The 23,108-nt window shown below is 64.1% G+C and carries 24 protein-coding genes and 2 pseudogenes; 15 read left to right on the top strand and 11 right to left on the bottom strand.

Translation table 11 applies throughout. From position 1 onward, the window contains the following. The first annotated feature begins 33 nt into the window (after nucleotides 1-33). The 4 genes and pseudogenes from trxA to EJ071_RS03615 all read left to right on the top strand — a co-directional run bounded on the left by trxA (nucleotide 34) and on the right by EJ071_RS03615 (nucleotide 2,502). Nucleotides 34-357 (top strand): thioredoxin, encoded by a 324-nt coding sequence (trxA, locus tag EJ071_RS03630; RefSeq protein ID WP_040972836.1) that lies wholly within the window; start codon nucleotides 34-36, stop codon nucleotides 355-357. An 81-nt stretch (nucleotides 358-438) separates the two neighbouring features. Next, nucleotides 439-1,793, top strand: a pseudogene (locus EJ071_RS03625) (IS3 family transposase). Nucleotides 1,794-1,915: 122 nt separating this feature from the next. Then, the gene (locus tag EJ071_RS03620) at nucleotides 1,916-2,197 is read left to right on the top strand and encodes a cupin domain-containing protein (RefSeq protein WP_126096853.1); all 282 of its coding nucleotides are present in this window, start codon (nucleotides 1,916-1,918) and stop codon (nucleotides 2,195-2,197) included. Nucleotides 2,198-2,274: 77 nt separating this feature from the next. Beyond that, a complete protein-coding gene (locus tag EJ071_RS03615) occupies nucleotides 2,275-2,502 on the top strand; it encodes a plasmid stabilization protein (protein WP_126096852.1) in 228 nt (75 codons plus the stop codon). A gap of 418 nt (nucleotides 2,503-2,920) precedes the next feature. On the opposite strand, the gene EJ071_RS03610 is transcribed toward EJ071_RS03615, so the two are convergent. The 6 genes from EJ071_RS03610 to EJ071_RS03585 form a co-directional block, all read right to left on the bottom strand. After that, nucleotides 2,921-3,340: a VOC family protein gene (locus tag EJ071_RS03610; protein ID WP_126096851.1), complete on the bottom strand. Its 420-nt coding sequence runs from the start codon at nucleotides 3,338-3,340 to the stop codon at nucleotides 2,921-2,923. A gap of 95 nt (nucleotides 3,341-3,435) precedes the next feature. After that, on the bottom strand, nucleotides 3,436-4,761 hold the full coding sequence (locus EJ071_RS03605) for a folylpolyglutamate synthase/dihydrofolate synthase family protein (RefSeq protein ID WP_126096850.1): 1,326 nt from the start codon (nucleotides 4,759-4,761) through the stop codon (nucleotides 3,436-3,438). A gap of 62 nt (nucleotides 4,762-4,823) precedes the next feature. Then, entirely contained in the window at nucleotides 4,824-5,750 is a 927-nt protein-coding gene (gene accD, locus EJ071_RS03600) for an acetyl-CoA carboxylase, carboxyltransferase subunit beta (RefSeq protein WP_126096849.1), read from the bottom strand. Between the two features lie 38 nt (nucleotides 5,751-5,788). Continuing rightward, complete coding sequence (gene trpA, locus EJ071_RS03595) at nucleotides 5,789-6,628, bottom strand: tryptophan synthase subunit alpha (RefSeq protein ID WP_126096848.1); 840 nt, start codon at nucleotides 6,626-6,628, stop codon at nucleotides 5,789-5,791. Between the two features lie 2 nt (nucleotides 6,629-6,630). Further along, entirely contained in the window at nucleotides 6,631-7,881 is a 1,251-nt protein-coding gene (trpB, locus tag EJ071_RS03590; RefSeq protein WP_126096847.1) for a tryptophan synthase subunit beta, read from the bottom strand. A gap of 81 nt (nucleotides 7,882-7,962) precedes the next feature. Next, on the bottom strand, nucleotides 7,963-8,622 hold the full coding sequence (locus EJ071_RS03585) for a phosphoribosylanthranilate isomerase (protein WP_126096846.1): 660 nt from the start codon (nucleotides 8,620-8,622) through the stop codon (nucleotides 7,963-7,965). Here EJ071_RS03585 and EJ071_RS39140 point away from each other — a divergent pair. Further along, nucleotides 8,609-8,947, top strand: coding sequence for a hypothetical protein (locus EJ071_RS39140; RefSeq protein WP_245460161.1), 339 nt, complete (start codon nucleotides 8,609-8,611; stop codon nucleotides 8,945-8,947). The genes EJ071_RS03585 and EJ071_RS39140 overlap by 14 nt on opposite strands. 264 nt (nucleotides 8,948-9,211) lie before the next feature. On the opposite strand, the gene EJ071_RS03570 is transcribed toward EJ071_RS39140, so the two are convergent. The 4 genes from EJ071_RS03570 to EJ071_RS03555 form a co-directional block, all read right to left on the bottom strand. After that, nucleotides 9,212-9,970 carry a M48 family metallopeptidase gene (locus EJ071_RS03570; protein WP_126096845.1) on the bottom strand — a complete coding sequence of 253 codons (759 nt, stop codon included), beginning with the start codon at nucleotides 9,968-9,970 and terminating at the stop codon, nucleotides 9,212-9,214. Between the two features lie 120 nt (nucleotides 9,971-10,090). Next, a complete protein-coding gene (locus EJ071_RS03565) occupies nucleotides 10,091-10,573 on the bottom strand; it encodes a DUF2852 domain-containing protein (protein ID WP_126096844.1) in 483 nt (160 codons plus the stop codon). Between the two features lie 115 nt (nucleotides 10,574-10,688). Further along, nucleotides 10,689-11,831: a benzoate/H(+) symporter BenE family transporter gene (locus EJ071_RS03560; protein WP_126096843.1), complete on the bottom strand. Its 1,143-nt coding sequence runs from the start codon at nucleotides 11,829-11,831 to the stop codon at nucleotides 10,689-10,691. 2 nt (nucleotides 11,832-11,833) lie between these two features. After that, nucleotides 11,834-12,604 carry an alpha/beta hydrolase gene (locus EJ071_RS03555; protein ID WP_126096842.1) on the bottom strand — a complete coding sequence of 257 codons (771 nt, stop codon included), beginning with the start codon at nucleotides 12,602-12,604 and terminating at the stop codon, nucleotides 11,834-11,836. Between the two features lie 227 nt (nucleotides 12,605-12,831). Between EJ071_RS03555 and infC the strand changes: the two genes are divergently transcribed. The 8 genes from infC (at nucleotide 12,832) to EJ071_RS03515 (ending at nucleotide 19,931) form a co-directional block, all read left to right on the top strand. After that, a complete protein-coding gene (infC, locus tag EJ071_RS03550; protein ID WP_126096841.1) occupies nucleotides 12,832-13,368 on the top strand; it encodes a translation initiation factor IF-3 in 537 nt (178 codons plus the stop codon). A gap of 207 nt (nucleotides 13,369-13,575) precedes the next feature. Beyond that, entirely contained in the window at nucleotides 13,576-14,223 is a 648-nt protein-coding gene (locus EJ071_RS03545) for an isoprenylcysteine carboxylmethyltransferase family protein (RefSeq protein ID WP_126096840.1), read from the top strand. Between the two features lie 220 nt (nucleotides 14,224-14,443). Beyond that, nucleotides 14,444-14,647: a 50S ribosomal protein L35 gene (gene rpmI, locus EJ071_RS03540; protein ID WP_027166935.1), complete on the top strand. Its 204-nt coding sequence runs from the start codon at nucleotides 14,444-14,446 to the stop codon at nucleotides 14,645-14,647. Between the two features lie 39 nt (nucleotides 14,648-14,686). Then, a complete protein-coding gene (gene rplT, locus EJ071_RS03535) occupies nucleotides 14,687-15,088 on the top strand; it encodes a 50S ribosomal protein L20 (protein WP_040968947.1) in 402 nt (133 codons plus the stop codon). Between the two features lie 96 nt (nucleotides 15,089-15,184). After that, nucleotides 15,185-16,270 carry a phenylalanine--tRNA ligase subunit alpha gene (gene pheS / locus EJ071_RS03530; RefSeq protein ID WP_126096839.1) on the top strand — a complete coding sequence of 362 codons (1,086 nt, stop codon included), beginning with the start codon at nucleotides 15,185-15,187 and terminating at the stop codon, nucleotides 16,268-16,270. Beyond that, nucleotides 16,267-16,704, top strand: a complete 438-nt coding sequence (locus EJ071_RS03525; protein ID WP_126096838.1) for a GFA family protein — start codon at nucleotides 16,267-16,269, stop codon at nucleotides 16,702-16,704. Before pheS ends, EJ071_RS03525 begins: the two co-directional genes overlap by 4 nt. After that, entirely contained in the window at nucleotides 16,701-19,109 is a 2,409-nt protein-coding gene (gene pheT, locus EJ071_RS03520; RefSeq protein ID WP_126096837.1) for a phenylalanine--tRNA ligase subunit beta, read from the top strand. Before EJ071_RS03525 ends, pheT begins: the two co-directional genes overlap by 4 nt. 219 nt (nucleotides 19,110-19,328) lie before the next feature. Then, a complete protein-coding gene (locus EJ071_RS03515; RefSeq protein ID WP_126096836.1) occupies nucleotides 19,329-19,931 on the top strand; it encodes a nucleotidyltransferase family protein in 603 nt (200 codons plus the stop codon). Between the two features lie 266 nt (nucleotides 19,932-20,197). Here the strand turns inward: EJ071_RS03515 and EJ071_RS03510 are convergent, their stop codons facing one another. After that, a complete protein-coding gene (locus EJ071_RS03510) occupies nucleotides 20,198-21,193 on the bottom strand; it encodes an aldo/keto reductase (protein WP_126096835.1) in 996 nt (331 codons plus the stop codon). 96 nt (nucleotides 21,194-21,289) lie between these two features. On the opposite strand from EJ071_RS03510, the pseudogene EJ071_RS03505 reads away from it, so the two are divergent. Together EJ071_RS03505 and EJ071_RS03495 are read left to right on the top strand one after the other, a co-directional pair. Next, nucleotides 21,290-22,179, top strand: a pseudogene (locus tag EJ071_RS03505) (LysR family transcriptional regulator). 308 nt (nucleotides 22,180-22,487) lie between these two features. Next, a complete protein-coding gene (locus EJ071_RS03495) occupies nucleotides 22,488-23,060 on the top strand; it encodes a cytochrome b (RefSeq protein WP_126096834.1) in 573 nt (190 codons plus the stop codon). The last annotated feature ends 48 nt before the right edge of the window (nucleotides 23,061-23,108 follow it).

The raw sequence follows: 23,108 nt of genomic DNA, 5'->3' as shown, positions 1-23,108 counted from the left end.
GGTGCAACCCCGAGTTCTCGAAAGGATTTCAGCATGGCCACCGTCAAGGTCGACAAGGGCAATTTCCAGGCCGATGTGCTCAACGCCAAGGAGCCGGTCGTGGTGGATTTCTGGGCGGAATGGTGCGGTCCCTGCAAGATGATCGCCCCGGCGCTGGAAGACATCGCCAAGGAGCTCGGCTCGAAGATCAAGGTCGCCAAGCTCAACATCGACGAGAATCCCGAGTTGGCCGCGCAGTACGGCGTGCGCTCGATCCCGACGCTGATGATCTTCAAGGGCGGCGAAGTGGCCGACATGAAAGTGGGTGCCGCGCCGAAGACCGCACTGTCGCACTGGATCAACGGCAGCCTCGCCTGAGGCAATCCAAAGATTCGACGAATGAGCCCGGCCGTCGTGAACTGACCCCCGAAAGTTGGACACAACCTTCGGGGGTTTTGCATGTCCAAACACAGTGCGCGTTTCAAGCGCTCGGTTGTCGATAGCTATTTGTGCGGGGATGAAAGCTACGCGAGTGCGGCGTCTAAGCGTGGAGTTGACGCGGCGACTGTGCGCAAGTGGGTTGCTTTGTACCAGGCGCATGGCGATGCCGGGCTGTCGCGGAAGTACGGTCGTTACGATGTGGCGTTCAAGCTGTCGGTGCTCGAGCGGATGTGGAAGGACGGTCTGTCGCATCGCCAGACGGCGACGCTGTTCAATATCCGCAATTCCGGTTGCCTGACGGGCTGGGAGAAGCACTATCATGCGGGTGGGATAGAGGCGCTCGGCCCCCGCCCCAGAGGACGACCCATGTCAAAGCCGCCGGCCCCTGCGGTGCCTGTTGCAGCCAGTGACGAGGCCAAAAGCCGCGAAGAATTGCTGGCCGAGTTGAAGCAGTTGCGGATGGAGAACGCCTACCTAAAAAAACTGAGGGCCTTAACGCAGGAACATGCGCCCAAAAAGCGCAAGCCGTCCAAGCGTTAAGGCCGTTTTATCCGCTTAAGGGCCTGCTCGACCTGGCGAAGCTGCCGCGCAGCACGTTCTATTACAGGCAAAAGGCGGCCTCGCGCCCGGACCGTCATGCGGCGCTGAAGGAGGCGATCAAGGCCATCTTCGACAGCCACAAGGGCCGCTATGGCTATCGCCGGGTGACCGCGCAACTGCGCCAGTTGGGCCAATGCGTCAACCACAAGACCGTCCAGAGCCTGATGGCCGGGATGGGATTGAAGTCACTGGTCAGGCCGAAGAAGTATCGTTCCTACAGGGGCGAGATCGGGCGGACCGCTCCCGATCTCTTGCCGCGCAAGTTCGGCGCCGACCGCGCCAACCGCAAATGGGTGACCGACGTGACGGAGTTCAGCGTGGCCGGCGACAAGCTCTACCTGTCTCCCATCATGGATCTCTACAATGGCGAGATCGTCGCCTTCGAGACGGCGCGCCGGTCGCGCTTCAAACTGGTGGACAACATGCTGACCAAAGCCTTCGCCCGGCTCAACGAGGACGAGCGGCCGATCCTGCATTCCGATCAGGGATGGCAATACCAGATGTCGGCATTCCAGCGCAGGCTGGAGGCCAGAGGCCTTGCACAGAGCATGTCACGCAAAGGCAATTGCCTCGACAACGCACCGATGGAGAGCTTCTTCGCCACACTCAAGTCCGAGCTCTTCCATCCGGAAAGGTTCGACACTGTCCAAAGCCTCGATACGGCCATCAAGGGCTACATCGACTATTACAACCACCGCCGCATCAAACTGAAACTGAAAGGGCTGGCCCCTGTGCAATACAGGACCCAGCCCTTAAATCTACCAGCTCAATGAACCGTCCAACTTTACGGGGTCAGTTCAGTCGCGCCGGGCTTTTTCTTTGGCGTCATCGCTGACGGCGCTCTGGCCCTCGCATGCACGCACGTCATGTCTTCTGCTTGGGAAGGGAGAGCGCCATGACCGGAACAGCCAAGGCTACCGTCTTCATTGACAACGAGCGCGTCATCGTCACCGAATACCGCTTCGCGCCGGGCGCCAACACCGGCTGGCATCGCCACGGCCACGACTATGTCGTGGTGCCGCTGATGGACGGCAAGGTGAAACTGGTGACCAAGGACGGCGTCACCTTCGCCGAGATGAAGAAAGGCGCGCCCTATTTCCGCAAGGAAGGCGTCGAGCACGACGTCATCAACGCCAATGACGGCGAATACGCCTTCATCGAGATCGAATTGAAGTGAGTTTGACGGCGAGCCATCATCTGCCATCTTGATGGCTAAGCTCTGTCGGCATCTATTTCCGGCAAGCGGAGTTCCAAATGGCCGAACCAAAACTCTCAGTCCGTAGCGCAAAAAGCATGGAACCTAGCTCATCGACGCGTCGCGAGAATCGTTCCATAGCCGATGTGATCGAACGCGCGCTCGAGTCCTATGAGATTCAGGAAGCACGGCGCGAACCTGCATCCAGCTTCTATGCTCGCCTGGTTGCAAACAGCGGAGCCGACATCGATCTGGAGAAAATTATCCGCGAAGGCCGCGAACTCTAGTGGCACTGCACAGGGATGTTGACCGGTCAGCTCTGTTTGCGTTGGCAGGCGGCATGCCTTGGAGATTGGCCGAAACGCCCATCGCGATCGTCATTCTAGGGCGGAGCAGGAGCGAAGCTCCGTCGCGAAGACCCTAGAATCCATGCCGTTACCTTCGCCAAAGGGTGCAACGGAGCAAAATTCTGCACCGTGGCGGCGCTTCCAAGTCACGGCATGGATTCTATGGTCTGCGCCGCGTCGCTTCGCTCCTTGCTCCGCCATAGAATGACGACGTTGGGTCGGCTTCAACCAATCCCGGGCGTTTGCGCTGACTTCACGGAAATGAACGGAAAATCTTGCACCAAGACAAACGGCAACCTTTCAAAATCCCTGTGCCGGGAACTAGCCGAATTTCGGACCGATCAATTGGCTGAAATAGTCACCAGTCGGCGACGCGATCGCCGCCGGCAAATTGCGCGCTTTTTGCGGTATATTCGAACAGCTCGATCTTCACGCCGTTGGGGTCGGTGATCCAGGCCTGGTAGGTGTCGTCGCAGGCGAGCTTCTTCGGCGTGACCTCGACGCCTTTCGATCGGATGTGCGTGATCGCGGCATCGATATCTTCCACCTCCAGGCAGAAGTGGTTGATCTGGTCGCGCTCGCTGTAGCTGGCCTCGCTCTTCTCGAACACCTCGACATGGCTGCGGCCGCCGCAATCGAGATAGAAGCCGAAGATCCTGCCGTCGCGCAGGAAATTGAACCTTGTGTCCATGCCGAGGACGTCGCGGTAGAAGCCGCGCGTCGCCTCCAGGTCATGCGCGAAGATGCAGACATGGGCGAGCTGCTTCACCTTGATCATGGCCGCTCTAACTCTTGTTTCTGCGCAATTCCGAACGGAAAACCGCTACGCACTTTTCCTGGAATAGTTCCAGCAATGGTCCCGTCGTACCCCTATCAGGTCGGCGGCGTGCCATTCTCGTCCAGCACCGCGCCAGCGAAATAGAGCGAGCCGCCGATGAGGATGCGCGGCGCCGGGCCGTCCCAGCTGTCGCGCAACAGCATCAGCGCATTGGCGACGGAGCCGACCGGCTCGGCCGACAGGCCGGCGTCCGCGGCGCGCAGCGACAGCTCGTCATTCGGCACGCCGGCGTCGCTTTTGCTCACCGGCACCGTGTAGACATGCCGGGCCAGCCCCTTGAAGGCGCTGAAATAGCCGCTCTGGTCCTTGGTGTTGATCATGCCGGAGATGAGGATCAGAGGGCGCGGGTTCTTTTCCTCCTGCTCGGCCAGCGCTTCGGCGATGACGACACCGGCGCCCGGATTGTGACCGCCGTCGAGCCAGATCTCGGCGCCCTTGGGCGCAAGGTCCACCAGACGGCCCTGCGTCAGCTTCTGCATCCTGGCCGGCCAGGCGACATTGGCCATCGCGCGTTCGGCGGCGCGGTGGCCGATCTCGAAGCCGGCCGCCTTGACCGCGGCGATCGCGGCGGCGGCATTGGCGAACTGGTGCCGTCCAGGCAGGCGCGGCAGCGGCAGGTCCATCAGGCCGTCCTCGTCCTGATAGACCATGCGGCCGTTCTCCTCGAAAGCCAGGAAATCCTGGCCGTAGACGACGGTCGGGCAGTCGAGCCGCTCGGCGGTCTCGATCAGCACCTCAAGCGCCGTCTCGCTTTCCTGCGCGCCGATCACCACCGGGCAGCCGCGCTTCATGATGCCGGCCTTTTCGGCCGCGATCACCTCGACCCGATCGCCGAGATAGGCTTCGTGATCCAGCGACACCGGCATGATCACCGAGACCGCAGGTCGCTCCACGACATTGGTAGCGTCGAAACGGCCGCCGAGCCCGACCTCGATGATCGCGGCTTCGGCCGGATGCTCGGAAAACAAGATGAAGGTGACGGCGGTGAGGATCTCGAAGACGGTGATCTTCTGGCCCTGATTGGCCTTGGCGACGCGCGCGATGGCCTCGGCAAAGACATCGTCGTCGACCAGCTTGCCGCCGCCCTCTGCCGCCAGCCGGTAGCGCTCGTGCCAGTTCACCAGATGCGGCGAGGTATGGACGTGGACGAGGTGGCCAGCCGCCTCCAGCAGCGCCCGCGCAAAGGCGGCGCAGGAGCCCTTGCCGTTGGTGCCGGCGATATGAATGACCGGCGGCAGCCGGTCCTGCGGATTGCCGAGACGTTCGAGCAGGCGGGTGATGCGGTCCAGCGAAAGGTCGAAGCCTTTCGGGTGGAGCGTCATCAGCTGTTCGATTTCGCGGTCGGCGGCGAGCGTTGTCATGGCAGAATCCTAAGCGCAGCCCGGCTGGCGCGCAATCGCGGTTCGCGGCGAACGGTGTCGCGTCAGGCCTGCGGCCGGGATTCCGCGTTGACGACCGCCGGCGGCAAGATTTCTGGCTCGACCGGCTTCTCTGGCGCCGGCATCTTGAGCAGCATCTTCAAGAGCCGCGCGATGGTCTGGCGCATCTCCAGCCGCGAGACCACCATGTCGACCATGCCATGCTCCATCAGGTATTCGGCGCGCTGGAAGCCGTCGGGCAGCTTCTCGCGGATGGTCTGCTCGATGACACGCGGGCCGGCAAAGCCGATCAGCGCGCCGGGCTCGGCGATGTGGACGTCGCCCAGCATGGCATAGGAGGCGGTGACGCCGCCCGTCGTCGGATTGGTGAGCACGACGATATAGGGCAGGCCGGCTTCCTTCAGCCGGTCGACACCGACCGTGGTGCGCGGCAGCTGCATCAGCGAGAGGATACCCTCCTGCATGCGGGCGCCGCCCGAGGCGGCGAACAGGATCAGCGGCCGCCTGCGCTGGAGGGCGACCTCGAAGGCGTGGACAATGGCTTCGCCGGCCGCCATGCCGAGCGAGCCGCCCATGAAAGCAAAATCCTGCACGGTGACGACGACCGGCAGGCCATCGATGGTGCCGGCGGCATTGAGGATCGCATCCTCGAGGCTGGTCTTGGCCTTCGCCTCCTTTAGGCGATCGGTGTAGCGCTTCTCGTCGCGGAACTTCAGCGGGTCCTGGACGACCTTGGGATTGTCCAGCGTCTCGTATTTGCCGTCGTCGAAGAAGTATTTCAGCCGCTCCTTGGCCGAGATCTTCATGTGATGGCCGGAAGCCGGGATGACGAACTGGTTGGATTCCAGGTCCTTGTGGAAGATCATCTCGCCGGTCTCGGGATCCTTGATCCAGAGGTTTTCCGGCATGTCGGTGCGCCGGCCGAGCATCGAATTGATCTTCGGACGGACGTAATTGGTGATCCAGTTCATGGCTTCGGCTCCTGTCCTGGAAGATAGACGTAGGAAGACTATTCGGCGGCAGCAAGGCGGGCAGAGCGCACGCCCTGGGCGAGGCCGCTGACCAAAGTGGCGACCGCCTCGGCCGGATCGGCGGTCTTCTCGCCCTTGGGTCCCAGCACATTGGCAACCGCGTTGACGATCGCGGTGCCGACGACGACGCCGTCGGCCGAGGCGCCGATCACCCGGGCCTGCTCGGCGGTCTTGACGCCGAAGCCGACGCAGACGGGCAGCGCGGTGTGGCCCTTGATGCGCTTGACCGCCGTCGCGACCTTGGCCGTGTCGGCAAGGGCCGAGCCGGTGATGCCGGTCATCGACACGTAGTAGACGAAGCCGGAAGTGTTCTCCAAAACCTTGGGCAGCCGCTTGTCGTCGGTGGTCGGCGTCGCCAGCCGGATGAAATTGATGCCGGCCTTCAGCGCCGGGATGCAGAGCTCCTCGTCCATCTCCGGCGGCAGGTCGACGACGATCAGGCCATCGATGCCGCTGGCCTTGGCATCGGCGAGGAAGCGATCGACACCATAGATGTAAATCGGGTTGTAGTAGCCCATCAGCACGATAGGCGTCTCGTCGTCGCCGGCGCGGAATTCAGCCGCCATCTTCAGCGTCTTGACCAGCGTCTGGCCGCCTTTCAGCGCCCTCAGGCCCGCCGCCTGGATGGCCGGACCGTCGGCCATCGGATCGGAGAAAGGCATGCCGAGCTCGATGACGTCGGCGCCGGCGCCCGGCAGCGCCTTCATGATGGCTAGAGAGGTGTCGTAGTCCGGATCGCCGCCCATGATGTAGGTGACCAAAGCCGGACGGCCCTCGGATTTGAGCTTCGCCATGCGGCGGTCGATGCGGGTCGTCATTGTCAGATCTCCATGCCCAGCATCGAGGCCACCGTGTGCACGTCCTTGTCGCCGCGGCCGGACAGGTTGACGATGACGATCTGGTCCTTGTCCATGGTCGGCACGATCTTCATCGCATGCGCGATGGCATGCGCGGATTCCAGCGCCGGGATGATGCCTTCGACGCGGGTCGTCAGCTGGAAGGCTTCCAGCGCCTCGTCGTCGAGGATCGGCTCATATTGGACGCGGCCCGAATCGCGCAGCCAGGAATGCTCAGGCCCGACGCCGGGATAGTCGAGACCGGCCGAGATCGAATGGCCATCGAGGATCTGGCCGTCCGAATTCTGCAGGAGATAGGTGCGGTTGCCGTGCAGCACGCCGGGCTGGCCGGCATTCATCGAGGCGCAATGCTCGACGCCGTCGAGGCCGCGCCCGCCGGCTTCGACGCCGATGATGCGGACTTGCCTGTCGTCGAGGAAGGGGTGGAACAGGCCGATGGCGTTGGAGCCGCCGCCGACGGCGGCGATGATGACGTCGGGCAGGCGGCCTTCCTGCTCAAGCACCTGGGCACGCGCTTCCGAGCCGATCACCGACTGGAAATCGCGCACCAGCTCCGGATAGGGATGCGGACCGGCGGCGGTGCCGATCAGGTAATAGGTGCCCTCGACATTGGTCACCCAGTCGCGCAGGGCCTCGTTCATGGCGTCCTTCAGCGTGCCGTGGCCGGCGGTGACCGGCCGCACCTCGGCGCCGAGCAGCTTCATGCGGAAGACGTTGGGGCTCTGGCGGGCGACGTCGGTGGCGCCCATGTAGACGACGCAAGGATAGCCGAAGCGCGCCGCAACCGTGGCGGCAGCGACGCCATGCTGGCCGGCGCCGGTCTCGGCGATGATGCGCTTCTTGCCCATGCGCTTGGCGAGCAGGATCTGGCCGAGGCAGTTGTTGATCTTGTGCGAGCCGGTGTGGTTGAGGTCCTCGCGCTTGAAATAGACCTTGGCGCCGCCCCCGAGGCCCTTCGCCGAGGAAACTTCACGAAGATGCTTGGTCAGGCCCTCGGCGAAATAGAGCTTCGACGGCCGCCCGGCATAGTGGGTGGAGAGGTTCTGCAGCTCGGCCTTGAACTCCGGATCGTTCTTGGCTTTGTTCCATTGCTCTTCGAGGTCGAGGATCAGCGGCATCAGCGTCTCGGCGACGAAGCGGCCGCCGAAAATGCCGAACATGCCCTGCTCGTCGGGCCCGGTGCGGAAGGAATTGGGCATAGCCGGCTTGTCCATCGCCGATCTCCTAAGTCTTGACTGGTGAGCCTGCCGGAAGGCCGGCTTTCGCCTTTCCGCGGCATGCCCAGGTTGGGTTCGTCAGGCGGCGCGGTCGTCGCGCGCGGCCCTCACGGCCCGGAAAAACTGCTCGATCAGCGCCGGATCCTTGACGCCCGGAGCGCTTTCCACGCCGGACGAGATGTCTATTCCGGGCGGATTGGCCAGTCTCAGGGCATCGCCGACATTGGCGGCGTTGAGCCCTCCGGAAAGCATGTAATCGAGGCCGGCGTCAAGGCCGGCAAGGATGCGCCAGTCGAAGGCGACGCCGTTGCCGCCCGGCAATTGCGACCCCTTGGGCGGCTTGGCGTCGAACATGAAGCGGTCGGCGATGCCGATATAGGGTTTCAGCCGGTCGAGATCCGCCGCTTCGCTGACCGACAGCACCTTCATCACCGGCAGGCCGTAGCGCGCCTTGAGCTCCGCCACCCGTTCCGATGTTTCGGCGCCGTGGAGCTGCAGCATGTCGGGGCGCATCCCGGCGACGATCTCGTCGAGGAAGGCGTCGTCGGCATCGACGGTGACGGCGACCGCCTTGGCCTTGCCGATCGCAGCCCGGCGCAGGCGGCCGGCGTCGACGGGTTCGATATAGCGAGGGCTCCTGGCGAAAAAAATGAAACCGACATGGCTGGCGCCGCCGGCAAGGGCGGCGGCCATCGCGGCGTCGGTCTTCAATCCGCAGATCTTGATGTCGAGCGTCATGGCGCGGGATTGGCACGAAACGGCCAAAGAGTCGAGAAAAAGCATGCTGTTGCCGGACGATCAGAAAGCGCTAACTTTCTCAGGAGACAAGGCGGGAGCAACAATCATGGCCGACCAGACCGTCGCCGAACTCAGGCAGAAGATCGCGCAGGCGCGCGAGGTAATCGCGCATCTGATGGAGAAGTCCGACTTCAACGGCGCCGAGGCGCACCGGGCGCTGGATTATTTCGGCAGCGATGCCTTCGACCGGAATTTTTTGCCATGGCCGCATCAGGGCGAGGAAGGGCTGCGGCCGGAAGAGCTTAATGCGGCGAATGACGATTGAGCGGTCAAGGTCGGTGCGAGCCGAAGGTAGATAATTGGGGAAAAGGCGGCGGGACAGCACCCCCCTCTGGCCTGCCGGCCATCTCCCCCGCAAGGGGGGAGATCAGCAGCTTCGGCGCTTAGCCCTTCCTGCAACGCTTGAGATTGGCGAAAGCCGTGGCAACATCCAATCTCCCCCCTTGCGGGGGAGATGGCCGGCAGGCCAGAGGGGGTGGGAAGGATCGCGGCGTGGCAGCTTTTGTTCCCTTTCCAGCCGCCGCCAGCCTTACTCAAACACGATCGCCTGTAACGCCCCACCGTTGCGCTTCAGCCAGTCCTTGCAGCGGTCGGTGTCGGGGCAGAGCTTTTCGCACAATTTCCAGAATTTCGGACCGTGGTTCATCTCTTTCAGATGCGCGACCTCGTGCGCCACCAGGTAATTGATGACCGGCGGCGGCGCCATCATGATGCGCCACGAGAAGGAAAGATTGCCCTCCGACGTGCATGACCCCCAGCGGCTGGAGGTATCCTTATACCGGATTGCCTTGGCGCGCTTGCCGATCGCCTCGGTATGCTTGACCACCAGCTTCTCGATCTCGCGCTTGGCCTCGCGCTTCAGATAATCGGCAATGCGGCGCGGCAGGTGAATGCGCTCGCCATGGACGATCAGCAGCGGGCCGCGATCGTCGCGCGCGATGGTGACGGTGCCGCGCTTTGCCGGCTCATGGACGATGCGATGCGGCACGCCGCGGATCGGGACCTTGATGCCGGGCCGCACCTGCGGCCGCATCGGCACCTTGGCCAGGCGCTGCTCCAGCCAGTCTTGATGACGGTCGAGGAACTTCTCCACCTCGCCGCGCCGCAGGCCGGGCGGCACGGTGATGCGCAGGCCCTGGCCGCCGGAATCGATGCGCAGCGTCAGCCGCCGGGCCCTGGCGCTCTCGACAATCTTGAGCGGCAGTGTGCGGCCGGCGACGCAATGCTCGCGCTCGACGACGGGCTTGGGCTTTGGCTTGGTCAGGTTGCGAAAGAAGCCGAGGGACATGGCTGGACGATACGCGATTCGAGGAAAACGGCCAGTAGACTGAAGCTATATGGAGAACAAAAAAGAAACGGCGCCGCTTGCGCGACGCCGTCTTATCGTGCCGAGACCTGTCGCAGGATCTCAGTCGTCGAGCAGGTTCGTGCCCTTGCCGCGCTTCGGTGCGGGCTTTCCGGTCGCGTCGTTCGTGGTGGTCGGCGCAGTCCGCTTGTTGCGCTCAGCCATGAAGCGGTCGAACTCTTCCTGGTCCTTGGCGCGGCGCAGCTCGCGCGCATACTCGTCGAACTCGGTGAGCATTTCGTCGAGCTTGCGGCGCTCCTCGGCGAGGCGCTCGAGCTCCTTCTCGCGCCAGTCGTCGAACGCGACGTTGCCAGTGCGAGACGAGCCATGGCCCCAGCGGGCAGCCTTGTCGGAGCTGCGGCGGCAGCCGGCGAAGATGCCGTCCGTGGCGCGGTTGACGTCGCGCTTGAAGCCTTCGAGCCGGTCGCCCCAGATGATGTAGGCGAGCATGGCGAAGCCGAGCGGCCAGAACACCATGAAGCCGATCACCATCAGCGCGATGGTAGCCGGCGTCCAGGCCGGACGGATCAATGCGGTTGTGTTCATTTCTCCCAATCCTTCCATTGGAGACAGCCAAACCGGCTGCGTGGAATCGAAATGGGAAGGCGAAATCGGCGATTCAAGGCAAGTTCGGCCAAAACCGGCGAAGGGTCTGAAATGATTATCGCTTTTTGAGTTTTTCGAGGAAAAGCACTGCCATTCCGGCAACGAGCCCCCAGAACGCCGCGCCGACGCCGAACAAAGTGAGCCCCGAGGCCGTCACCGCGAAGGTGACGGTGGCCGACATGCGCTCGTCCGCGTCATGGAGCGCGATCGACAGCGCGTTGGCTAAAGGCGCCGTCAGCGCCAGGCCGGCGACCAGCACGATCAGGCTCTGCGGCAGGACAGCGAAGATCGCCACCAGCGAGGCGCCGAAGATGGCAAAGACCAGGTAGGCGAGTGAATAGAACGGCCCGGTCTTCCAGCGTTCGGCGGGGTCGGGATGGACATCCGGGCCGGTGCAGATCGCCGCCGAGATCGCCGCCAGATTGGTGGTCGAGGCGGCGAACGGCGCCGAGAGCAGCGAAAACAGGCCGGTGACGCCGATCAGCGGGCCGGGCTCCGGGTGATAGCCGGCGGCTTTCAGCACGGCGAGGCCGGACAGATTCTGCGAGGCCATGGTGACGAGGTAGAGCGGCAGGGCCAGGCCGACGATTGCCGAGATGGTAAACTGCGGCGCGACCAGCGTCAGCGTCGACAGCTCCGGCGCCGGCAGGCCGCCGACGCGGCCGGTGAGGAAGGCGGCAAGGCCGCCGCCGATCAGCACCACCAGGACCGAGACCGCCGGGTTGAACAGCCGGATGACGAAGAAGGCGGCGATCAGCGGCAGGATCAGCCACGGATCGGCGGGGATGGCCTTCACCGCACTGATGGCGAAGCCGACCAGGATGCCGGCCAGCATGCCGGATGCGACCGAGGCGGGTATCATCGCGATCAGTCGGGTCAGCGGCTTGAACAGGCCGGTGGCGATCAGAAGCATGCCGGTGACGATGAAGGCGCCGACGGCTTCCGGCATCGTGAAGCCGCTGGAGGCGGCAATCAGCGCCAGGCCCGGCGTCGACCAGGCGGTGATGACCGGCATCTTGGTGCGCCAGGACAGCCACAGGCATTCGATGGCCATGGCCAGGCAGATCGCCGTCACCCAGCTTGCGGTCTCGATCTGCGTGGCGCCGACCGCCTTGGCGGCGGCAATGATGATGGCTAAAGTGCCACCGAAGCCGACGATTGCCGCGACGAAGGCGGATATCGGAATGGAGATGCGCATCGTCAGGCGACCCGCCGGGCCATGTCGCCGACGGCGCGCTTGAGCAGGTCGAGGTCCTGCGGGCGCGACAGGCGATGATCGCCGTCGGGGATCAGCGACAGCGTGACGTCATCGGACGGCAGCAGGGCCGCGAGTTTTAACGCATGCCCCGATGGCACGTCCGGATCGGCGAGACCCTGCAGAATATGCACCGGGCAATGGGTGTCGATCGGCCCGGTCATCACCCGGTTCGCCCGGCCATCCTCGATCAGCGCGCGCGTGTAGATATAAGGCTCGTCCGAATAATCCGACGGTTCGGCGAAAAATCCCTTTTTCGAAAGGTCGCGCTTTTGCGCCTTGGTCAGCACCGGTTCGATCAATTCGGCGGTAAAATCCGGCGCCGGCGCCAGCAGAACCAGGCCGGCGACGCGATCGTCGCCGGCCTTGCGCAATTCCTGCACCATGCGCAGCGCGATCCAGGCCCCCATCGAGGAGCCGACCAGGATCTGCTTGCCCTTGCTGAAGCTCCGCAAGACGGCGAGGCTCTCGGCCAGCCATTTCGAGATCGTGCCGTCGGCGAACTCGCCGCCGGATTCGCCATGGCCGGAATAGTCGTGGCGCAGATAGGCGCGGCCTTCGCTGGCCGTCCAGGCCGACAGCGCTTCGGCCTTGGTGCCCAACATGTCGGACTTGTAGCCGCCCAGCCAGACGACGCCAGGGGCGGCACCCGGCGCCTGCCTGACGGCGATCTCCGCTCCGTCCACGTCGATGAAAACTGGTGCGCTGGCGTTCATGACCTTGTCCTTCCCGGCCGGTCTTTTGGCACAACCAATGGTTCGCGGAAAAGTGCTCGCGACGTTTCTTTGCTTGGTGCAGGCGACAGCTAGCTTTTGCGGGCAAGCTTTGAGGTGATTTCCTGGCGAGGCTGTGCTATTGACTCCGGCCGCGCGCTCACCACATAGGCGCGTTCACAGATCGAACTCAAAAACCCTGAACGAAAACGGCCGAGGAGACCACGACCATTCGCAGACCTTTCAAAGCAGCGGCACCCACCAAGGACGGTCCGCGCTCCAATCGAGACATCCGGGTGCCCCGGGTCCAGCTCATCGACGCAGAAGGCCACAACCGTGGCGAAGTTTCCATCAACGACGCGCTGCTTCTGGCCGAAGAGGCCGGGCTCGATCTCGTCGAGATATCGCCCAACGCGCAGCCGCCCGTCACCAAGATCCTCGATCTTGGCAAGCTGAAATACGCCAACCAGAAGAAGGCGGCCGAAGCACGCAAGAACCAGAAGGTCATCGAGATCAAGGAGATCAAGATGCGCCCGAACATCGACAGCCATGACTACGAGACCAAGATGAAGGCCGTGCGGCGCTTCTTCGAGGAAGGCGACAAGGTCAAGCTGACGCTGCGCTTCCGCGGCCGCGAGATGGCGCATATGGAGCTCGGCATGCAGCTCCTGAACAAGGTCCGCGAGGAAGTGGCGCCGATCGCCAAGGTCGAGGCGGAGCCGAAGCTCGAAGGCCGCCAGATGATGATGGTGCTGGCGCCCCGCTGACAGGGCGCCTCACATTTCCTTTCCCTCCAGGAGCCATCCGGCGCGACCGCCCAATCCGTCGCACCGATCACGGTTTCGAGAAAGAGAATTGACCGGCCGGCGCTGCTTCGTGCTCCAAAATCCGCCTGAATTGCGGAGCACGGCGTCCCGACGATCGGTGGGGCGCCTACCCGATCGCCGGCAACCCTCGACGATCGGACTGCAATCATGGTCGATGACGTGAAATTCGCGAATGACGACCCGCCCGCCGGGTTGGGCGCCTACCAGCAGATGCGCAGGCTGGTGCTGGCGGTGCTGATCGTGGTGCTGTTCGCGGCATTGCTGTTCGGCCAGTCGACCTTTCCGCCGGATACGCCGATGCATGAGTCGATCGAGATGTTCGGCGTGCTGCTGATCTTCCTCGGCGTCGTCGGGCGGCTGTGGTCGACGCTCTATATCGGCGGGCGCAAATCCTCCGAAGTGGTCACCGGCGGACCCTATTCGATCACCCGCAACCCGCTCTATGTGTTCTCGACGGTGGCCGCAGCCGGTGTTGGCGCCCAGATCGGCTCGTTCAGCGGCATCGTCCTGTTCGCGCTTCTGTGCGCCGGGGCCTTCCATATCGTCATCCTGCGCGAGGAGAAATTCCTCAAGCAGGCGCTCGGCGCCCCTTACGAAGCCTACCTGACGCGCGTGCCGCGTTTCTTTCCAAAACTCTCGCTTTACCAGGAAGGCGACACCGGCAGCTTCAAGCCGCGCCTGCTCTTGAACACGCTGCTCGACGGGCTTGTGTTCCTGGTGGCGCTGCCTGCCTTCGAGCTGATCGACGGCGCCCAGCAGTCGGGGATGCTGCCGGTGTGGTTCCGGTTGCCCTGACTTGGGGACAGAGCGTCGCATCGGTTGAGGTGTTGCGCGCGGACCGTCTTTGATCTATAGGACCGCCGTTCCGTGTATCGGCTATAGGCACGATACGCAGAATGAAGAGGAAAACCGCCCGGCAGGGCATGCCGTGGCGGTTTCATTTGCTTTTCGGGCTTTGGTCGGCCCGAAGCGAGAAAAGAAGCGCGATTGTGCGCCCATGATACGGAGTAGCAAAATGCCCAAGATGAAGACCAAATCGGCCGCCAAGAAGCGGTTCAAGATTACTGCCACCGGCAAGGTGCTGTCGGCTGCCGCCGGCAAGCGCCACGGCATGATCAAGCGTTCCAACAAGTTCATTCGCGATGCCCGCGGCACGATGGTTCTGGCTGAACCGGACGGCAAGAAGGTCATCAAGAATTTTCTGCCGAACGGCCTTTAAGCATTTCGGTCCGGAACAGCGTTTTAAGGAGATCATGACATGGCACGCGTAAAGAGAGGCGTCACCGCCCACGCCAAGCACAAGAAGGTCCTGAAAGCCGCCAAGGGTTTCTACGGCCGCCGCAAGAACACCATCCGCATCGCCAAGCAGGCGGTGGAGAAGTCGCTGCAGTACGCCTATCGCGACCGCAAGAACCGCAAGCGCTCGTTCCGCGCGCTGTGGATCCAGCGCATCAACGCGGCGGTGCACGAGCATGGCCTGACCTATGGCCGCTTCATCGACGGCCTCAACAAGGCCGGCATCGAGATCGACCGCAAGGTGCTTTCGGACATGGCCATCCACGAGCCGCAGGCTTTCGCAGCACTTGTCGCCAAGGCCAAGGTCGCGCTCGAATATCTGAAGAACACCACGCCGAATGCTTTTGAGAGCGCTGTAGCCTAACCAGCGCCTTCCCAAGCATATTCGACACTTGATTTGGGAAACCCGCGCTGGCAGGGCTGGCGCGGGTTTTTCTTTGCTTCCAATCGGGTCCGGAACATGAGCGACATGGACACTCTCGAAAATTCCCTTCTGGCCGATATCGCGGCCGCGACCGACGAGCAGGCGATCGAGGCGGTGCGCGTCTCAGCGCTGGGCAAGAAGGGCTCGGTCTCCGAAATGCTGAAGACGCTCGGCGCCATGAGCGCCGAGGAGCGCCAGGTGAAAGGCCCGGCGATCAACGGCCTGAAGAACCGCGTCACCGAAGCGCTGAGCGCGCGCAAGGCGGAGCTGAAGGACGTCGCGATCGCCGCACGGCTTGCCGCCGAGAAAGTCGATGTCACGCTGCCGGTGCGCCAGTCGCCGGCCGAGCGCGGCCGCATCCATCCGATCAGCCAGGTGATCGACGAGATCGCGGCGATCTTCGGCGACCTCGGCTTCGCCATCGCCGAAGGTCCGGATATCGAGACCGATTATTACAACTTCACCGCGCTGAATTTCCCCGAGGGACATCCGGCCCGCGAGATGCACGACACCTTCTTCTTCCAGCCGGACGAGAAGGGCGAGCGCAAGCTGTTGCGCACACACACCTCGCCGGTGCAGATCCGCACCATGGAGCGGCAGAAGCCGCCGATCCGCATCGTCATCCCCGGCAAGACCTACCGGCAGGATTCGGACGCCACGCACTCGCCGATGTTCCATCAGGTCGAAGGACTGGTAGTCGACAAGACAGCCAACGTCGCCAACATGAAGTGGGTGCTGGAGGAGTTCTGCAAGGCCTTCTTCGAGGTGCCGTCGGTCAAGATGCGCTTTCGGCCGTCCTTCTTCCCGTTCACCGAACCCAGCCTCGAGGTCGACATCCAGTGCGACCGCTCGCGGCCCGGCGAAGTGCGCTTCGGCGAAGGCTCCGACTGGATGGAGATCCTGGGCTGCGGCATGGTGCATCCCAACGTGCTGCGCGCCGGCGGGCTCGATCCCGACGAATATCAAGGCTTCGCCTGGGGCATGGGCATCGACCGCATCGCCATGCTGAAATACGGCATGCCGGACCTGCGCGCCTTCTTCGACGCCGACGTGCGCTGGCTCACGCATTACGGCTTTCGCCCGCTCGACCTGCCGACGCTGTTCGGGGGGCTGTCGACGTGACCGCCCCGCATGCCGGCGGCTGCCGCTGCGGCGCGGTACGGTTCGAGGCGTCCGCCGAGCCGCACCATATCAGCTATTGCCATTGCGGCGATTGCCGGCGCGCCAGCGGCGCGCCGGTGTCGGCCTTCGTCGGCTTCATGGCCGACCAGGTCGCGCTCGAAGGCAAGTCGCTGAAGGCCTACCGGAACGGCCCAGTGGAGCGCTCGTTCTGCGGCATCTGCGGTTCGCCGATCGCCTATAGTGACGAGCGGCTCAACGGCCACATCTATTTCATGCTCGGCGCCATGGACATGCCGGCCTATTTCAGGCCGACGCTGCATGCCCATGTGCGCGAGCAGCTTCCCTTCCTGCATATGCCGGACGACTTGCCGCGCCATCTCAAGACCAGCGTGCCAAGACCATCATCGTCTAACCCGGACGGAACACAGTCATGAAATTCACCCTCTCCTGGCTCAAGGACCATCTCGAGACCGACGCTTCGCTTGCCGAGATCGTCGAGCGACTGACCGCGATCGGCTTGGAAGTCGAGCATGTCGACGACAAGGCGAGCCTGAAACCCTTCGTCATCGCCAGGGTGCTGACCGCGGTGCAGCATCCCGACGCGGATCGCCTGCGCGTGCTGACCGTCGATGCCGGCGACGGCAAGCCGCCGGTGCAGGTGGTGTGCGGCGCGCCCAACGCGCGGGCCGGCCTGATCGGCGCCTTCGCGGCGCCCGGCACCTATATCCCCGGCATCGACGTGACGCTCTCGGTCGGCAAGATCCGCGGCGTCGAAAGCCACGGCATGATGTGCTCCGAGCGCGAGCTGGAACTGTCGGACGAGCACAGCGGCATCATCGACCTGCCCGAGGATGCGCCGGTCGGCACCAGCTTCGCGGCCTATGCGCATCTCGACGATCCGGTGATCGAGATCAATCTGACGCCGAACCGGCCGGACGCGGCCAGCGTCTACGGCATCGCGCGCGATCTCGCGGCGAGCGGCCTCGGCCGCCTCACCGGCGGCGCGATCATGCCGCATGCCGGCGAAGGCATGTGCCCGGTCAAGGTCAAGATCGAGGCGCCGGAACTCTGCCCCGGCTTCGCGCTGACGCTGGTCAAAGGCGTCAAGAACGGCCCGTCGCCGAAATGGCTGCAGCAGCGGCTGATCGCCATCGGGCTTCGGCCGATCAGCGCGCTGGTCGACATCACCAACTACGTCACCTTCGACCGCGGCCGGCCGCTGCATGTCTTCGACGCCAACAAGGTCGCCGGCAATCTCGTGGTGCGCCGCGCCAGGGACGGTGAGAAGGTGCTGGCGCTCGACGGGCGCGAATACGCGCTGACGCCGGAGATGTGCGTGATCGCCGACGACGATGGCGTCGAATCGATCGCCGGCATCATGGGCGGCGAGCATTCGGGCTGCGGCGAGAACACCACCGACGTGCTGATCGAGTCGGCGCTCTGGGACCCGATCGCGACGGCCCGCACCGGCCGCGCGCTCGGCATCATCAGCGATGCGCGCTACCGCTTCGAGCGCGGCGTCGATCCCGAATTCATGGTGCCCGGCGTCGAGCTCGCCACCAAGCTGGTGCTCGATTTCTGCGGCGGCACGCCGACGGAAATCGAGGTGGCAGGCTATGCCGGCCACAAGCCGAAGATCATCTTCTTCCCGCTCTCGGAAGTGAAGCGGCTGACCGGCATCGAGGTGCCAAGAGAGGAAGCGCTCGGGATCCTGACCAGGCTCGGCTTCGAGCCGCGCAGCTCGGGCGACGCCGTCGAGGTGAAGGTGCCGTCCTGGCGGCCGGATATCGACGGCAAGGCCGACCTGGTCGAGGAAGTGATGCGCATCCACGGCGTCGACAACATCTTGGCCGAGCCGCTGACCTCGCATGACGCGGTCAACGGCAAGATCCTGACCGTGCTGCAGGTGCGCACCCGGGCGGCCAAGCGCGCGCTGGCCGTGCGCGGCATGATGGAGGCCGTCACCTGGTCGTTCATCCCGGCCAAGCACGCCGAGCTGTTCGGCGGCGGCCAGAACGCGCTGAAGCTCGTCAATCCGATCGCCGCCGACATGTCCGACATGCGGCCCTCGCTGCTGCCGGGGTTGATCGCTGCTGCGCAACGCAATGCCGATCGAGGCATCGGCGACGTGGCGCTGTTCGAGGTTTCCGGCACCTATGAGGGCGACATGGCCGACCAGCAGCGGCGCGTCGCCGCCGGCGTCAGGCGCGGCACGGCCAAGCTCGACGGTTCCGGCCGCAGCTGGTCCGGCAATGCCGGACCGGTGGGCGTGTTCGACGCCAAGGCGGATGCGATCGCGGCGCTCGAAGCCTGCGGCGCGCCGGTCGACCGGCTGCAGGTCGAAGCAGGCGGCCTGGCCTGGTACCATCCCGGCCGCTCCGGCACGATCAAGCTCGGGCCGAAGACCGTGCTCGGCACCTTCGGTGAATTCCATCCGAAGACGCTCGAAGCGCTCGACGTTGTCGGACCGATCTGCGGCTTCGAAGTCTATGTCGACGCCGTGCCGGAGCCCAAGGCCAAGCCGACACGCACCAAGCCGAAGCTGGAGCTATCGCCCTTCCAGGCGGTAAAGCGCGACTTCGCCTTCGTCGTCGACAGGTCGGTCGAGGCAGGTACCTTGGTGCGTGCGGCGCTCGCGGCCGACAAGAAGCTGGTCACCGGCGTTTCGGTGTTCGACGTCTTCGAGGGCGCTGCGCTCGGCGCCGCCAAGAAATCGATCGCCATCGAAGTCTCGATCCAGCCGGTCGAAAAGACGCTGACCGACGAGGATTTCGAGGCGCTCGCAAAACGCATCGTCGAGAACGTCAACAAGCAAACGGGCGGCGTGCTGAGGGCTTAGAGCATGATGCCGAAAAGTGTGAAGCGGTTTTCGGGCGACATCATGCTCTATCTCTTTGATTTAGAGCCGGATTCGGATTTCAGGTCGGTTCGACCTGAAATCATCCGGCTCTAGCGAGGCTCTGCTTTTACGCAACTCCGGACGGAAAACCGCCACGCACTTTTCCTGGAATTGCTTCTGAGGATTGCCGGAGCATGGCGAATCGCCGTCCAAAGGGCGATGGACCATCTCCGCTATTCTGGACTCCCGTTCGAAGAGCAGCGCGCTGCGTTTCTCGCCATCGTCGCGGCCGACCCGCTGCTTGCCGAAACACTGACGCGGGTGCGTGCGCTCGCCTTGCCGGATTGGCTGGTCGTTTCCGGCGCGCTCTACAACAGCGTCTGGAACCATCTGACCGGCAAGCCGCCGGGCTACGGCATCAAGGATGTCGACCTGTTCTATTTCGACGATACCGACCTTTCCTACGAAGCCGAGGACGCGGTGATCCGCCGGGCGGCGCGGCATTTCGAGGGACTGGCGCTGCCGGTCGAGGTGCGCAACCAGGCGCGCGTGCATCTCTGGTATCCGCTCAAGTTCGGACAGGAGTGCCCGCGCTATGCGAGCGCCAGCGAATCCGTCAGCTACTTTGCGTCGAAGACGCATGCGGTTGGTGTGCGGTTCGATGGAGCCGGGGCGTTGGACCTGATTGCGCCGTTCGGGCTCGACGATATTTTCTCATTCCGCATCACGCCGAACAGGGTGCTGGACAATCAGCGGACGCATGAGACGAAGGGTGCTCGGGCGAGCGAGTACTGGCCGGAGATCAGCGTGGTGCCTTGGTAGGGAATTGGAGACGTCAGCGCGAGGCACCCCCCCCCCTGCCCTGCCGGGCATCTCCCCCGCAAGGGGGGAGATTGGCAGCTTCAACGCTGCCGCTTCTCTTTCAACGTTGGCAATTGGCGAAATCGGCAGTGAAGTCTGATCTCCCCCTTGCGGGTGAGATGGCCGGCCGGCCAGAGGGGGTGCCTCGCGCCGGCATCTCACAACTTTGCGTCGCGCCACGCAAAAAAGGGGCGCCGAAGCGCCCCTTCAGTTATCCAGGTGGGTGTCTAGCCATTCACCAGCGCCAGCAGCTCTTCGGTGTAGCGCTTGCCGACCACCTTGTCTGGCGACAGCGCGTCGCCGATAGCCGCGACTTCCGCCGCATTCAATTCGATCCCGGCGGCCGCGGTGTTCTGCTCCAGATGGCGTATCTTCCTTGCACCGGGGATCGGCACGATGAAATCGCCCTGGTGCAGCACCCAGGCGAGCGCCAGCTGCGCCGACGTCACGCCCTTCTCGGCCGCCATCTTTTCCAGCACCGCGATGACGGCGTTGTTGGCTGCCATGGCTTCGGCCTGGAAACGCGGCAGGCCAAGGCGCCAGTCGCCGGCGCCGAGGGCGTCGGGCTTGGCGATGGTGCCGGTGAGCAGGCCGCGGCCGAGAGGGCTGTAGGGAACGAAGCCGATGCCGAGCTCGCGGCAGACGGCGAAGACCTCGTCCTCAGGGTCGCGGCTCCACAGCGAATATTCGCTCTGCACAGCGGCGATCGGATGCACGGCATGCGCCCGGCGCAGCGTCGCACCGCTTACCTCCGACAGGCCGAGCGCCCGCACCTTGCCCTCGCGCACCAGCTCAGCCATGGCGCCGACCGTATCCTCGATCGGCACGTTGGGGTCGACGCGGTGCTGATAGTAGAGGTCGATGACATCGGTATCGAGCCGCTTGAGCGAGGCTTCGGCCACCGCCTTGACATGCTCGGGGCGGCTGTCGACGCCGATCATGCGCTCGGTGCCTGAGCCTTCCTCGGCGATCTTGAAGCCGAATTTGGTGGCGATGGTCACCTTGTCACGCACCGGCTTCAGCGCCTTGCCGAGCAGGATCTCGTTCTCGAACGGTCCGTAGACCTCGGCCGTGTCGAAGAAGGTGACGCCGATCTCGACGGCGCGGCGCAGCGTGGCGATCGCCTCAGCTTCCGGCTGGCCGCCATAGCCGAAGCTCATGCCCATGCAGCCGAGGCCGACGGGGAAGACTTCGAGTTCAGTTCCTAGCTTGCGGGTTTTCATCACGCGTCTCCTCGTTGCGATGGGCAGGAGATAGCGCCTTGCATTTCGTTCGATAATCATGTCTCTTTTGCACGGCTTGTTCTATAGAATAGATCAATGAACCGCGCCAATCTTTCCCAGCTTGCAGTCCTCGCCACCGTCGCCCAATGCGCGAGCTTCCGCGGCGCCGCGCGCGAGCTTGGCATCGCGCCCTCGGCAGTGAGCCACGCGGTGTCGAGCCTCGAGGCGCGGCTCGGCGTGCGGCTCTTGGCGCGCAGCACGCGCAGCGTCGCCCCGACCGAGGAGGGCGCGCAGCTTTTGGAGCGGCTGCGGCCGGCGCTGTCCGAGATCGACCTGGCGCTGGAGAGCGCAGTCGAGGCGCGCGACCGGCCGGCCGGCAATCTCAGGCTCAGCGTGCCGCGCACCGCCGCGCATCTGGTGCTGACGCCGCGGCTTGCCGCCTTTGCCGCGGCCTATCCCGACATCGTGCTGGAGATCGTCATCGAGGATCGCTTCACCGACGTCGTCGAAGGCGGCTTCGACGCCGGTGTGCGGCTTGGCGAAAGCCTGCAGCGCGACATGATCGCGGTGCGCATCGGGCCCAACCTTCGCGGTGCCGTCGTCGCCGCGCCGTCTACTTCGAAACGACCCCCAAGCCGCGCCGTCCGCGCGATCTGGCGGACCACCGCTGCATCCGCTTCCGCTTCTCCAGCGGCATCCTCTATCGCTGGGAATTCGAGAAGAACGGCGAGGAAATCGAGATGGCGGTGGAAGGGCCGCTGATCCTCGACGAGGATCATCTGATCGCCCAGGCAGCGGTCGACGGCGCCGGCCTCGCCTTCGTCTTCGAAGACTATGTGAAGGCGCCGCTCGCCGACGGCCGGCTGATCCGCGTGCTTGAGGACTGGTGCCCGTCCTTCGACGGCTTCTTCGTCTACTATCCAAGCCGGAGGCAAATGCGGCCGGCGCTGAGGGCATTCGTGGATTTCTTCAGGGTCACGGGCTAGGCAGCCACAGCAAACCATCGCTGGTGCTGACTGGAATCCTATCGAACGTCGGCGCCGCCCCTCACCTGCCTGCCGGCATCCTCTCCCCGTATAGTGACGGGGAGAGGGCTGCTGTCGCTGGTGGTTTCGCCAATCGCCAACTTGGCAGGAAATGCGCCAGCGCTGCGGCCAGCCTCTTTCTCCCCGTCACTATACGGGGAGAAATGCCCGGCAGGGCAATGAGGGGCGGCGCCGGCGTCCGGAATTGTGTGGAGAATGGGGCATAGGATAGCTTGGAAGAAAGCTGATCTCAGCGACGTTCTTGCACCATGCAATCATCCATCACCAACACCCCGGCGCGCTACGGCTGGGCGATGATCATCCTTCACTGGCTGATCGGCATCATCTTCATCGGCCAGTTCGTGCTCGGCGTCGTCATGGTGCGGATCGAAAGCCAGCGGATGTCCTTCGAGCTGATCCAGCTGCACAAATCCTTCGGCTTCCTGCTGCTTGGGCTGATCATCCTGCGCATCGCCTGGCGGCTCGGCAATGCCGTGCCGGTCTTGCCGGCCTCGGTCGGAACCCTGGAGCGGCGGGCGGCGCCGCTGGCGCATTTCGCGCTCTATGCCTTCCAGATCGCCCTGCCGCTCTCCGGCTGGGCGCTGGTCTCGGTCTCGACGCTGGAGATCCCGACCATGCCGTTCAACCAGTTCGTGATGCCCAACCTGCCGCTCACCGAATCGGACGCCGCGGAAGGCTTCTGGTCGGCGGCGCACTGGTATCTCGCCTATGCCGGCATCGCGCTGGTCGCGCTGCATATCGTGGCAGCGCTGCGCCACCATTTCCTGCTGCGCGACAGCGTGCTCAAGCGTATCATCACGCCTTCGTCAGACGGGGAATAGGGCGGGCCGACCATTCGTTGACAAGACGAAGGGACAGCAATGCGCTGG

The organism is Mesorhizobium sp. M1B.F.Ca.ET.045.04.1.1, from assembly GCF_003952465.1.
Classification (GTDB): Bacteria; Pseudomonadota; Alphaproteobacteria; order Rhizobiales; family Rhizobiaceae; genus Mesorhizobium; species Mesorhizobium shonense.
This window is presented reverse-complemented; position numbering and strand designations above follow the sequence as displayed.